This window comes from Planococcus soli (assembly GCF_016881065.1).
Classification (GTDB): Bacteria; Bacillota; Bacilli; order Bacillales_A; family Planococcaceae; genus Planococcus; species Planococcus soli.
In genome coordinates this window covers 363,242-375,961 of sequence record NZ_WXYN01000016.1, presented here as the reverse complement: position 1 = coordinate 375,961, position 12,720 = coordinate 363,242, and the positions used below count along the sequence as shown (strand labels likewise).

The window sequence follows — 12,720 nt, the reverse complement described above, 5'->3', positions numbered from 1 at the left end:
CTCATCAACTTCCCTTTTTTTGCTAATTAAAAACATAAAAAAAAGAGGCATCTGTAAATATGCCTCTTGCTGCTATGGATCAAACGTCATACTGCTGATTGGTTCAAAGGTTTCCAGGCTGTAGCTTTTGATTTCACCATTTGCTACTGTGTACAGGTCTTCCCCAATATAAAGAATTCGCTGTGTCGCGGTATTCCAATCTTCGTATTGATCATCGGTTTGTTCAATCAAACTGGCGGCTTGGGAAATCCCATCTGGGGTAATGGTGTAGATCAACGCGCCTTCACCTTCAAAATCTATATAATCACCGGCAGTTCCCTCGTAAAGGGCCGCCGGAAAACCAAACAAGTTCTTTTCCTGATGCGTAAACAAAGCTTTGTGATCGTATTGAAGCGTCGAGTACGTGCCTGGCCCTCCGATGATCTCTGTATCTTTTTCTACTGGAGCTGCAAAATCGCTGATATCGAATAAGGAAATTTTCATGCCGCCTGTCACGACACGCGGTTCTCCATTCTTTACAGGCACCAATTTCGTGTCATAGCCAAAACCGATCAAATGATTATCGTCCAACGGATGCAGATAATTTGAGAAGCCCGGAATCTTCAGTTCTCCAAGCACTTGTGGAGAGGTAGGAACCGACACATCGATGACAAAAAGCGGATCGGTTTCTTTAAAGGTCACCATATAAGCCTTGTCTTCGATAAAGCGGGCTGAATAAATCCGTTCGCCAGGTGCCAGGTCTTCTACCGACCCCACTTGATTCATTTGCCCATCCAGAACAAATAGATGGTTTTTTGATGGAGAAGTGACATCCCAGGCAATCCCTTCTGTTGTTGCTGCACGGAAATAGCCATTGTGTTCATCCATCGAAAACTGATTGAGCAAAGAACCGGTAATTTGCGCAGAAGCCAAAAATTCAACCGCAGTACCATCCAAACCGAATTTAAACACTTCTGTATTGGCCTGCTGCGGCATCCAAATTGCCATTTCACTGTTGCCGCTCAGTTCGTCATCGCCTAATGGAACATAGGCAGAGGCCGTCAAATAAAGATTTTCTTCATTCATATAAAGCTGTTCACTGCCGCCTAAAAATCCTTCCGTCGAGACATCGTTGGTTTCAGGAACAGCCAAGTCAATCGTCGTGATGACACTGTAGCTGCCTTCCATGGTCCCCGGCAGAATTGCGATGCTGTCATAAGCAATAGGCTCAAGTTCTCCACCGTTTTTTGAGTCGTAGCGATGCGGACGCAGTTCAGGTTCGTCCTGTTCTTCCAGAATCCAATAATCCGGATAGACACTGGTCACAAAATAAAGAACATTACTGCTCAGCCTTGCGCCGCTCAAATTCCCTTCAGCGCCGAATTCACGGATCAGCTGAGGCGACTCAGGATTGCTGATGTCATATAAGTAAACGGTCGTCAGACCCAGATATGGCTGGTGGCTGCTTGGCAGACGCCAATCGTCCATCGGCATGGCGGAATAGCTGCTGCCCAGGATGATCAGTGTATCTCCCGATAGAAACAGCTGCTGTGGATAGGTTTCCTGTGTAAAAGGCAATTCCGCGGCGACAGCCATTCTCTCGGGATTCCGTACATCTGAAATCATCACGCGCGATTCGCTGATCGAGTAAATATACGAACCATCTGTCTTTACTGAATCAGCTTCATTCACTCCCTCCACCTGATTGTTGGTGGTTGAATGGTCGCCTCCCACCCCTTCACTTTCGCCAGATGCAGAGTCAGCGGATTCTGCAGTTTCTTCTCCACTTTCAGCAATAGCGCCCCCGTATTGCTGGTTGTTCTGCTGCATTTCCATCAGCTGTGCAAAATAGTTCCGCAGCTCTTCTTCATCCGTAAGCTGCTCTAATTGTTCCTGCACAACAAATGAAATTTCAGTATTCACCAAACTTTTCATGAAGTTGTTTTTTAACGCTGCTCTTTTCACATGCAACTGGTATTGGCCGGCGGCAATTTCAGGTATTTCCAATGTCTTGCCATTTTCAAGGATGATCATTTCAACATCGACCTGTTCACCTTGGACATCTGTAATGTAGACATCGCCTCTATCGATGGCATCCTGCTGGAGCGAGGAAGAGAAGTTGGCTTTCCAGCCCTGCTCGGCTAAAGCGACAGATGAAGCGCTTACCGATACTTTGTCGTTAAAAAAGACAAACGCGAGACCGATCAAAACAGCTGCAATCGCGGCAAAAGCCCAAACTTTTTTCTTCTTCACGATGCTTCACGCCCTTTCAGACATCCCTTTCCCCATTAGACCCAGAAGCAACCGAAAAGTTACAAGCATTTACTTGAATTTTTTTAAAGTTTCCCGAAAGACCTCTTGAAATGCTTCCGGAGCTTTCCCGGTCCTGCCGCCTCCCTGAGCAAATTGGGCGTTCCCTCCGCCTTTGCCTTCAGTCAATGCCAGAAGCCCTTTCAGCACTTCACGCATATCTCCTGGTGCCTGGTCGCCTTTGGCGCATACCAACCGCATATCGCCTTCTGAGACACTAATGAACAGCAAGGTCACTGAGGCATGCTGACCAATCACTAGACGGGCAAGCTGCTGCAGCTCCTTGATTGGACGCCCTTCGAAAACTCGTTCCACTACACTATTTTCCGGGAATATCGCTGCGGCTTCGAAAGTTAACACTTGTTCCTGAAGATTTTTGATCGTTTTATCGGCCGCTGCTTTTTCAGCCAACAAGGCTTTGGCAGCTTTCGGCAATTCATCAGCTGGCGCATTCAATTGGACGACCAAATTATCCGTGGTTTCCATCAGAAAGTTAAAATGTTCCAAGGCCCGGATGCCGCACAAAAAATAGACCCGCATGCCGCCTTTTGCTTTTTCCGTAGAAATAATTTTCAATAAGCCGATATCTGCTGTATTCTTTGGATGAGTACCTCCACAGGCATTCAAGTCAATGCCGTCGATTTCCACCAGGCGGATAGCCCCTGCAACTGCTGGGGGTTTTCTCAGCTGGAGCGCATTCGTCTCCTTATCAGTAACCCAGCGAGTCGAAATGGCCAGGCGTTGGCTGATCAGCTGATTTGCCCGATTTTCAACATCTTTCAGCTGGGCTTTTGTTGCAGTATCCAAGTCCAAATCGATGGACACCCGTTCTTGCCCCAAGTGAAAACTTTGGGTCTTAAAGCCGTACATATCTTCCAACAAAGCACTCAACAGATGCTGGCCTGCATGCTGCTGCATATGATCCCATCTTTTGGGCCAATCCACTTGCGCGGAAAAACTTTCTTGGGGCAGCAGGGTATCTGTATAATGTCGCATCTCGCCTTCAACAGTCTGGACATCCACTACTTTTGCCGGCCCGATTTTTCCAGTATCCGCTGGCTGCCCTCCTCCTTCAGGATAGAAGCAGCTTTGATCCAGGATGGCATAAGAGCCTTTGCCATCTTTTGCACTTTGAAGCACTTGCACAGGAGCTTTCGAAATCTCAGAATCTTGATAATACAATTTTTTTGTCACAACGACACCTCATTTATGTTAGTCCAGTTATTACGCTGGTTTCGATTGTTTACAGAATTACCGTTAGTGGAATTGTAGAAGTAAATAGAAGTTACAGGAGGGCACACAAAATGCCTAAGTTCAATCGTTCCGTATTATTGTATAACGGCAATGCCGGAGCGTCTACGATAGACGCAGTCCTGAAGCTTGCTGTTCCCCATTTGGCCGAAGCATCCAAGTCACTTGAGCTGATCCAAACCGCTTCGCCCGAAGAATTCGAAAATGCTTGCCAAACCGCCGCAACGTATGCCGATATTTTATTTATTGCCGGTGGTGACGGGACTGTACATGCTGCAGTCCGTGCATTGTCCAGCCTCCCGGCAGCTCCGCCAATCGCTATTATACCGAGCGGCACCTGCAACGATTTTGCACGCACTTTGAACATTCCGTTGGACTTGGATTTGGCGTCGTCCGAACTCGTCAACGGCGAAATCAAAGAAATCGATACAGGTAAAATCAATGGCGGTTCGTTTCTTAACTTTGCAGGAATTGGCCTGATTACTGATGCCTCTTCCAATATCGATCCTCATCTTAAAGACCGATATGGGAAACTCAGTTACTTTATGAGCGCGCTGCAATCCATGCGGCAGGCGACTCCATTCCCGGTCTATTTGAAAATCGATGGCATCAGCTATGCTGAAGAAGGCGTACTGGTGCTTGTCATGAACGGCAAATCGATCGGCACCCACAATTTCCCGCTATCGACCATCGACCCGGCAGATGGCCTGTTGGATTTGTTTATCATTCAAACGTCTTCACTGGCTGCGTTGCGGGAATGGTTTTCACTGTCCCAGCCCGAGATTGCAACAGAAGAACTGGAACACATCACCCATTATCAGGGCCGGTCCATTTCCATCAAAACCGATGAAGAGCTGGATGTTGATACCGACGGTGAAATCTACTTGAAGACTCCCTTGGAGATCGAGATTGAACCACGCAGGTTGAAAATGCTCGTTCCAAAAAAAGTGGAAGAATTGATTTAAACGGCAAAAAGGATGGTTCCTGTCGGAGCCATCCTTTTTTTACTTTTTAGAGACAATGCTCTAGTTTTGCAAAGCAGAACGGTGGATCGTTTCTTTAATATCGACCCCGCGTCTTGCCATCTCTGCTATATATTCCTCCCCGGGCACGATCATTTCTGGAGGATAGGCGCCCCGCTTGTCGATCGTTCCCTTGCCAATCATCTGCGCCACAACAGAAATGGTGTAAGCGGTCGCCTGCGCCATTGCTGTGACACCTGTGGCAGGATCTTTCACGGTCACCATATTGTATTCATAACTGATTTCTTCTCCTGCTTTCACACCCGTTACAAACACCCGCAAAACGATGGCATCCTGCTTGTCACCCAGTTCCGTTATCGGTTCAAGCACCGCTTTTAACACTGAGCGGAGCTTGACTTCATGTCCGTCCACTTCCACCTTTTTTGTCCGGTCTGTAAAGCCCAGGTCCACCAACAGCCTGAACTTTTCAGCGTGGCCTTTATAGCGTAAGGTTTTGTACTCCAATGAATTCACATCGCTGAAAGTATCTGTCAAAGTCGATGTCCCGCCTGAAGTATGGAAAGCTTCCAGTTCACCGAAATCTTCGAATTCCACATGCTCGATTTCGGATAAAGATTCAACCTCCAGCAGCCTGCCGCCGCGAATCACATGTGATTTGTCGGTGTAATGATCAAAAACGCCTTCCAGTGAAAAAACATGATTATATTCCAGCGGAGGTTCAGGGTGGACAGGAATGCCGCCGACAAATAACCTAATGTCAGATACTTGATCGAGCTTGCTGGCGCCGTATCCTGTAAGGATATTAATCATCCCTGGCGCTACGCCCAAGTCAGGAATCAATGTGACGCCTTTTTGCTGCGCTTGTTCATGCATGTCAAGCACCGCTTCTGTCGCACCTCCGATATGTCCGCCCAAATCCAATGCATGGACGCCGCACTCGAGCGCAATGGCGGCCACTTTTTCATTGAAAGTATAGAACAGGGCATTGATGACAATGTCCCCTTTCGAAATAGCTGCTGCCAATGCCTGATCATCGCTGGCATCCAACTCCAGCACTTCCAGCTTGCTGCTGCCGAGCTGCTCCTTGAAAAGCTGGGTCGGAATGATATTACGGTCCGCTAAAAAGACCTGTTCAACAGCATCATCTGCAACCAGGTCGCGTGCCGCCTGTTTTCCCATCAAACCAGCACCTAATACGACGATTTTCATCTTCCACATCCCCTTTCGCCATTAAGTTTCATTATCGATCTGGGCACGCTGCAATTTCCCACTGTAGTCGACATAAACACTCTTCCATTCAGTAAAGACATCCAGTGCCGCAACACCTGAATCGCGATGGCCGTTGCCCGTGCCTTTTGTTCCGCCGAAGGGAAGATGAATTTCGGCCCCTGTCGTCCCTGCATTTATATAGACGATTCCGGTATCCAAATCGCGCTGCGCTTTAAATGCCCGATTGACGTCAGCTGTATAAATTGAACTGGACAAACCGTACATCACGCCATTATTTACTTCTATCGCTCTTTCAAAATTTGCTACTTCGATAATGGACACGACCGGTCCAAAAATTTCTTCCTGGGCGATGCGCATGTCTGGCGCCACATCCGTAAACAATGTCGGAGCGTAATAGTTTCCTTGGTCGTAAATGCCGCCTGTCAAAATTTCGCCGCCAACCAGCAGTGTTGCTCCTTCTTTTTTACCGATTGCGATATACGAATGAATTTTTTCAAGGGCTTTGCGGTTGATGACCGGTCCTACTTTGACCGATTCATCCATTCCATCTCCAATCGTCAACGCTTCCATTTTCATGAGCAGACGTTTTTGCAGTTCCACTTTGATATCTGCATGTGCAATAACACGGCTGCAGGCTGTACAGCGCTGTCCAGCGGTTCCAAAGGCACTCCAGAGAATCCCTTCAACTGCCAAATCCAAATCAGCATCATCCATGACAATCACCGCATTTTTGCCGCCCATTTCGAGCGACACTTTTTTCAAGTTTCGTCCACCCGCCTCAGCCACTTTACGGCCGGTTTCTGTTGAGCCGGTAAATGAAATAACACGGACATCCGGATGCTCAATCAAGGCAGTACCCACTTCAGCACCCGCACCGAAGACGACATTGGCGACTCCATCTGGAAGGCCGACTTCTTTGAATATCTTTGCCATTTCATAGGCCATCATCGGCGTTTCGGTGGCGGGTTTCCAAATAAAGGTGTTTCCTGCCACTATTGCCGGAAACGATTTCCAAGTCGCTATAGCGACGGGGAAGTTCCAAGGGGTGATAAGCCCCACCACACCGATGGGAGAGCGGATGCTCATCGCAAACTTGTCGGCCAGTTCCGATGGCGTCGTTTCACCGAACAAACGCCTTCCCTCACCCGCCATATAGTAAGCCATGTCTATACCTTCCTGAACCTCGCCGCGCCCCTCTTCAATGACTTTCCCCATTTCTTTCGTCAGCACTTGAGCAAGTTGCTCTTTTCGTTCTTTCATCAGGCGCCCAATTTCATATAAATAATCCGCACGCCTAGGTGCCGGTACTTTCGCCCATATTTTTTGTGCTGCGCGTGCCGCTTTTACCGCCAGATCAACATCTCCTGCGGTTGACATCTGTACCTGCGCCAGCTCTTCTCCATTTGCTGGATTCAAGACAGATTTGAATTCCACTTGTTCGGCTTGCTGCCATTGCCCATTCACAAAATTGGTCAGTTTCATGGTTTTTGCCCCTTTCTTCCACCAAATTTTGATAGCGCTTTTATTACCATTATTCCATAGATGGTCCGGAAAGTCTTTGAAGATTTCTGAACTATCTGTTTTTATTTACCAGTTAATAATCTCATGCCATTTATGTCAGTTGAGCTAGTGATTTTTGTCTGCCAACTTGCTTCTTATCATTTATAAATGCAGGTGGAAAACAAAGACTTCCTTTCAATCCACTCCATTTCTTAGATTGCGCGTTCAGGGATGGCGGTTTTAAAATGATGACTCCTAATTTCTACCTGTAAAGATTGAAAATTAAGCAGAACTGCATCCATTCACTTTGAAGAACCCGAAGTGGTTATAGAACCACTTATTTTTACTGTTATGAGACAAAAACAATACATTTTAGCGTCTTTTTCCATAAACTATTGACACTGACGGTGCGTTATAGTGTATTTTAAAGAGAGAGGTGATTAGATTGTACAAAGTACAAGAAGTAGCAAAAATAGCAGGCGTCAGTGTACGGACTCTCCATCACTACGACAGCATTGGTTTATTGAAACCATCAAATATTGGAACTAACCGCTACCGCTATTACAATGGGGAAGATTTAAAATTGCTCCAGCAGATTTTATTCCTGAAAGAATTGGACTTTTCGTTAAAAAAAATACAGGAACTTGTGGCTGACGGTTTTGATCGAGAGTATGCATTGTCTCAGCACATCGAATTGTTGGAACAGAAAAAACAGCGCATCGAAAACCTGATCCAGAATGCAGAACGCACGCAGCTGGAACTTCAAGGGTTGCAAAGCGTGACAGATGCGGAACGTTTTTCCGCGTTCACCAGCAGCAAGGCTGAAGATCTGATTGCAAGATACCAAAAAACCGGCATCAGTACACCTATACTTGAACAGACGGAAGTTTCCCAGGCTGCACACATCTTCGGCGACGATTCAGCTGTTGCTGTTGCTGTCGCCGTCGCTCCGGTAGAAACTGCTGTATCCGAAGAACCGGCTCCAGCAGTTAGCGAGCCGGTCAAACCTGAAAAAGAAGAAGAAGATTTAGAAGAAATCAACCGTGAAGGCGACCGTATTTATAATACAGTCGCCAGGCTGATGCATCTTCCACCAGAAACGCATGCCGTCCAACAAGAAATGAAAGCTTACTACACCCTGTTGAATCGATTCTACGACTGTTCACCGAAGATGTTCCGTGGCCTCGGTGACTTATATGCTTCAGACAGCCGTTTTGCTGACAATATCGATCAGCACGGCCAGGGCTTGGCTAAATACTTGAAAGAGGCAATGCATGTCTACGCAGAAGGGTTAAAGGATGCGTGAACTCATCGGTCCGTGCAGCAATTGCGGAAAAGACGTCTATTGCCGTGATGGATTTCTCGACGGAGTTTATGTTGATGGAGAACTGGTCTGTTTTGACTGCGAAGAACAACAAGACGAACTGACGCAAAAGTAAATCTTTTGCGTTTTTTCTTTTCTTAAAAACATGGAGTTTTCATATCAATGACTATATAATTAGCCCATTAACTATGACAACGAACTGGAAATGGGTGATATCAAGATGTCTTTGCAGCGAAGGATTTTTTTATATGGAGCCCTATTCGTAGCCTTCATTATGATTTCGGCTGGGTTGTCGTTTTATTTTACGATTTCAGAAGCCATTGAAGAACAAATGGGAAAACGCGCTTTGAATATTGCTGTCACCACTGCCGATCGTCCAGATATAGTGCAGGGTTTTGCTGTTGATGATCCTCATGCTTCACTTCAACCAATCGCTGATGAAGTACAAAATCAGACAGGCGCTGAATATGTTGTTATCGGCAACGCTGAAGGAATCCGTTACACTCATCCCCTAGAAGATCGCATCGGCCAGAAAATGGTCGGCGACGATAACGAACGTGCTATTTTGAAAGGCGAATCTTATATTTCAGAAGCAGTCGGTTCCTTGGGTCCCGCTCTGCGAGGAAAAGCACCTATAGTTGATGAGCAAAATAATATAATCGGTGTTATTTCAGTTGGCTTTTTGAAAACAGACATGACTTCTATTTTTTTGCAGTATGCAGACTCTATTATAGTTATTGTGTTAATTGCAATTGCTATTGGCGGAATCGCTTCAATGATTCTATCCAAAAGCATTAAAAAGACATTATTTGGTTTAGAACCTGCAGAAATCGCAAGTTTATTCATAGAAAGAAATACACTGATCGAATCTGTAAGAGAAGGCATCATAATGGTCAACAAAAGTGGTGAAATCACAATGGCTAATGCGTCCGCCTATGAAGTTCTGTCTTTGCCGAAAGAAAAAAGCCTGATTGGAAAGTTGATTGACGAAGTTCTGCCCAATACCTTGCTCCCTCAAGTCCTGTTGACAGGTGAACAGCAATTCGATCGTCCCATGACAATCCGCGGCAAGAAAACAATAGTCAACCGCATCCCCATTGTTATTGACAATGAAATTGCTGGAGCGGTTTCCAGTTTCCGATTGCAGTCAGACTTGGATGGTTTGCGCAATGAGCTGACACAAATTAGGCAATATGCCGACTTACTGCGTTCGCAGACTCATGAACATCATAATTTCCTCTATACTATTTCCGGACTGATTCAATTGAATTCACTCGATGAAGCGATGGAACTCATTCATGACGAAACAAAAGAACAGCAGTCGCTTGTTCAGTTGATCGCAAATCGGCTGCAGGATCCGTTGCTTGGCGGAATTGTCATAGGCCTTTTTAACAGGGCGCGGGAATTGAAAGTGAAGTTTCTTCTCGATGAGGACAGCTACTTGGAAAAGCTTCCATCCTATCTTGAAAAAAGTTTATTTGTATCGATTCTTGGCAATCTTGTAACAAATGCCTTCGAGGCCGTTGAATACCTGCCTGAACATGAACGGTTGGTCAGACTTCTTTTTGTCGATAATGGCCATGAAATTTTAATTGAAGTCGAAGATACCGGAAAAGGACTGGATCCTTCCATTCTGCCCACTCTTTTTAAAGAACGGATCTCCACAAAAAACGGCGATGACCGCGGGTATGGGTTAGTAAAAGTTCAAGAAAATGTTCACGATTTACAAGGAGAAATAACCATGGAAAACGGCGATTTTGGCGGTGCTCTGTTTATTATTTCCATACCGACTGGAGGAAATGAATATGATTGAAATTCTAATTATTGAAGATGATAAGCGAATTGCAGATATACACAAGCGATTTATTGAGAGAATCCCAGGGTTTCAAGTAGTAGGTGCTGCACATAATGGCGATGAAGCGAAAGATTGGATACAGGTATTAAAACCGCAGCTGATTTTACTGGATGTATTCCTGCCGGATATGAAAGGTACTGACCTTTTGCCGTATATAAAACTGGAAAGCCCTGAATCCGATATCATCTTTATTACAGCTGCCTCCGAAACGGCCATTGTCAAAAAAGCTTTTAGAGCCGGAGTTTCCGATTATATGCTCAAGCCTCTCACTTTCGACCGTTTTCAGAAAAGCCTTCTTGACTATCAGTCCAAAAGAGCATCTCTTGAAAAATCAGATTCTTTGAATGAGCAATCCATAGAGCAATTGTGGAATAAAAATCATGAACCTTATATGGAACAAGTTGTTACACCAAAAGGAATCGATCCGAGTACCATGATTAAAATAAAAGAAAAGTTGAATGATTCATCAACCGGGATAACGGCCGAAGAAATGGGGGCTGCTTGCGGCATGAGCCGTTCAACCGCCCGCCGCTATCTCGAACACTTGACAGCCGGCCAGACAGCCAAGGCTGAATTGCTTTATGGCACGATTGGAAGACCCGAAAGACGGTACTTCCCTGCCCCGTGAACTTTATGAACAGTATTATCAATATGTACAGTATCCACCTTATGACTAGAAACATCGAATTGGGCATATATTCTGATAAGTTTAAGACAGCGCTGAAAGCGCTGTCTTTTTACTATTATAAAAGGGGATGAATTATATGTTGAAAAAAATGATTTCCGTTTCTCTTGCCAGTATTTTAGCGGTCGGCCTTGCTGCTTGTTCTTCTGAAGAAAATTCTCAAGCCAGTACCAATGGTTCGCCTGATTATCCTGAACGCGGATTAACAATCGTGGCACCTTCTGGAGCTGGCGGAGGCTGGGATTTGACTGCGCGCTCTATTGCAAAAACGATGAATAACTCAGGCTTGATTGAAGAGCCGATCATGGTCGAAAATAAACCAGGCGGTGGCGGAGCTGTCTACATGGCAGAATATGCAACGAAAGAAGTCGATAATGACTACATGCTCATGGTGAAATCTCCACCGATTCTCATCAATAACAGCAAAGCTGAAGGAAATAGTCCATACGGTTACAAGGATACAACCCCACTTGCCCAATTGACACGCGATTACGGTGCGATTGTTGTTCGCGCGGACTCTGAGTTTCAGACATTGACTGATGTACTCGACGCTGTAAAGGCAGATCCTACAGCGGTTACATTCGCCGGAGGTTCTGCTCCGGGTTCAATGGATCATTTGGTTGGTATTTTACCAGCATTTGAATATGGGATCGATCCAAAATCAGTGAAATACGTTTCTTATGATGGCGGTGGCGAAGCCGTTGCTGCATTGCTTGGAGACAATGCGGATGTCATTGCCACAGATGCATCTACGATTGGGGAATATATGAAGTCCGGTGATGTCCGAGTACTGGCAGTAAGCGCTCCTGAACGCTTGGAAGGCGAGCTTAGTGAAATCCCGACATTCAAAGAAGAAGGCATTGACACTGAATTCACAATCTGGCGCGGCATTTTCGGTCCTAAGAACATGACAGATAGTGCATACAAGTACTGGTCAGAAAAACTGGAAGAAATGTCTGCAAGCGAAGAATGGCAGCAAGAGCTTGAGCAGAACGGCTGGCAAAGTGAATACAAAAACGGTGAGGATTTTGAAAAATACTTACAAAATCAAGAAGAACTGATTGTTGAATTGTTGACTGCACTTGATATGCAAAAATAATTAGAAAAAACGGCTTCGGCCGTTTTCTAATTTAAAAGGAGCGAAAGACCATGAGTAAAACATTCGATCGATTTGCTGGCATTATTTTTTTACTGATTGGCCTTCTATTTGTCATAGAAAGCCAGCGAATATCCGAGAGTTCCTACGGTTCAGAAGTCGGGCCAGATATCTTTCCGATCGGGTTAGGAAGTATATTGATTCTTTTAAGTGCTCGTTTGCTGTATGAAACTTTCCGCTATGAAGCAGTTACTAAAAATGAGGAGTCTATTAAGTACAAAAAGTTTTTCATCATTTTCTTTAGTGCTGCTCTATATGCTGCTCTCTTAGAGCCGCTGGGCTACGTCATTACAACATTCTTATTTCTGGTCATAGCATTTCAAACGATGGAAAGCGGCAAATGGCTTCAGACACTTGTCATTGCCGGCGCATTTTCATTCGGTGTCTATTATCTTTTCGCCGAATTTCTCGGCGGGTCACTCCCGGGGTTCCCTGGATTTTAAAACG

General features: G+C 45.5%; 11 protein-coding genes. 7 read left to right on the top strand and 4 right to left on the bottom strand.

Going from position 1 to position 12,720, the window contains the following annotated elements:
* Nucleotides 1-72: 72 nt before the first annotated feature.
* Complete coding sequence (locus tag GJB59_RS09580) at nucleotides 73-2,232, bottom strand: beta-propeller domain-containing protein (protein ID WP_142827039.1); 2,160 nt, start codon at nucleotides 2,230-2,232, stop codon at nucleotides 73-75.
* A 69-nt stretch (nucleotides 2,233-2,301) separates the two neighbouring features.
* Nucleotides 2,302-3,483, bottom strand: a complete 1,182-nt coding sequence (locus tag GJB59_RS09575; protein ID WP_142827038.1) for an alanyl-tRNA editing protein — start codon at nucleotides 3,481-3,483, stop codon at nucleotides 2,302-2,304.
* Between the two features lie 110 nt (nucleotides 3,484-3,593).
* On the opposite strand from GJB59_RS09575, the gene GJB59_RS09570 reads away from it, so the two are divergent.
* Nucleotides 3,594-4,505 (top strand): diacylglycerol/lipid kinase family protein, encoded by a 912-nt coding sequence (locus GJB59_RS09570; protein WP_142827037.1) that lies wholly within the window; start codon nucleotides 3,594-3,596, stop codon nucleotides 4,503-4,505.
* A 60-nt stretch (nucleotides 4,506-4,565) separates the two neighbouring features.
* On the opposite strand, the gene GJB59_RS09565 is transcribed toward GJB59_RS09570, so the two are convergent.
* Nucleotides 4,566-5,732, bottom strand: coding sequence for a saccharopine dehydrogenase family protein (locus tag GJB59_RS09565; protein ID WP_142827036.1), 1,167 nt, complete (start codon nucleotides 5,730-5,732; stop codon nucleotides 4,566-4,568).
* A gap of 21 nt (nucleotides 5,733-5,753) precedes the next feature.
* Complete coding sequence (locus GJB59_RS09560; protein WP_142827035.1) at nucleotides 5,754-7,235, bottom strand: aldehyde dehydrogenase family protein; 1,482 nt, start codon at nucleotides 7,233-7,235, stop codon at nucleotides 5,754-5,756.
* A gap of 463 nt (nucleotides 7,236-7,698) precedes the next feature.
* Between GJB59_RS09560 and GJB59_RS09555 the strand changes: the two genes are divergently transcribed.
* The 6 genes from GJB59_RS09555 (at nucleotide 7,699) to GJB59_RS09530 (ending at nucleotide 12,716) form a co-directional block, all read left to right on the top strand.
* A complete protein-coding gene (locus GJB59_RS09555) occupies nucleotides 7,699-8,559 on the top strand; it encodes a MerR family transcriptional regulator (RefSeq protein ID WP_142827034.1) in 861 nt (286 codons plus the stop codon).
* Entirely contained in the window at nucleotides 8,552-8,692 is a 141-nt protein-coding gene (locus GJB59_RS09550; RefSeq protein WP_185960000.1) for a hypothetical protein, read from the top strand. The genes GJB59_RS09555 and GJB59_RS09550 overlap by 8 nt, the downstream gene beginning before the upstream one ends.
* A gap of 105 nt (nucleotides 8,693-8,797) precedes the next feature.
* Nucleotides 8,798-10,390 carry an ATP-binding protein gene (locus GJB59_RS09545; protein WP_236015547.1) on the top strand — a complete coding sequence of 531 codons (1,593 nt, stop codon included), beginning with the start codon at nucleotides 8,798-8,800 and terminating at the stop codon, nucleotides 10,388-10,390.
* Nucleotides 10,383-11,060 (top strand): response regulator, encoded by a 678-nt coding sequence (locus GJB59_RS09540; RefSeq protein ID WP_425325248.1) that lies wholly within the window; start codon nucleotides 10,383-10,385, stop codon nucleotides 11,058-11,060. The genes GJB59_RS09545 and GJB59_RS09540 overlap by 8 nt, the downstream gene beginning before the upstream one ends.
* 136 nt (nucleotides 11,061-11,196) lie before the next feature.
* The gene (locus tag GJB59_RS09535) at nucleotides 11,197-12,216 is read left to right on the top strand and encodes a Bug family tripartite tricarboxylate transporter substrate binding protein (RefSeq protein WP_142827031.1); all 1,020 of its coding nucleotides are present in this window, start codon (nucleotides 11,197-11,199) and stop codon (nucleotides 12,214-12,216) included.
* A 50-nt stretch (nucleotides 12,217-12,266) separates the two neighbouring features.
* A complete protein-coding gene (locus GJB59_RS09530) occupies nucleotides 12,267-12,716 on the top strand; it encodes a tripartite tricarboxylate transporter TctB family protein (protein ID WP_142827030.1) in 450 nt (149 codons plus the stop codon).
* Nucleotides 12,717-12,720 lie beyond the last annotated feature (4 nt).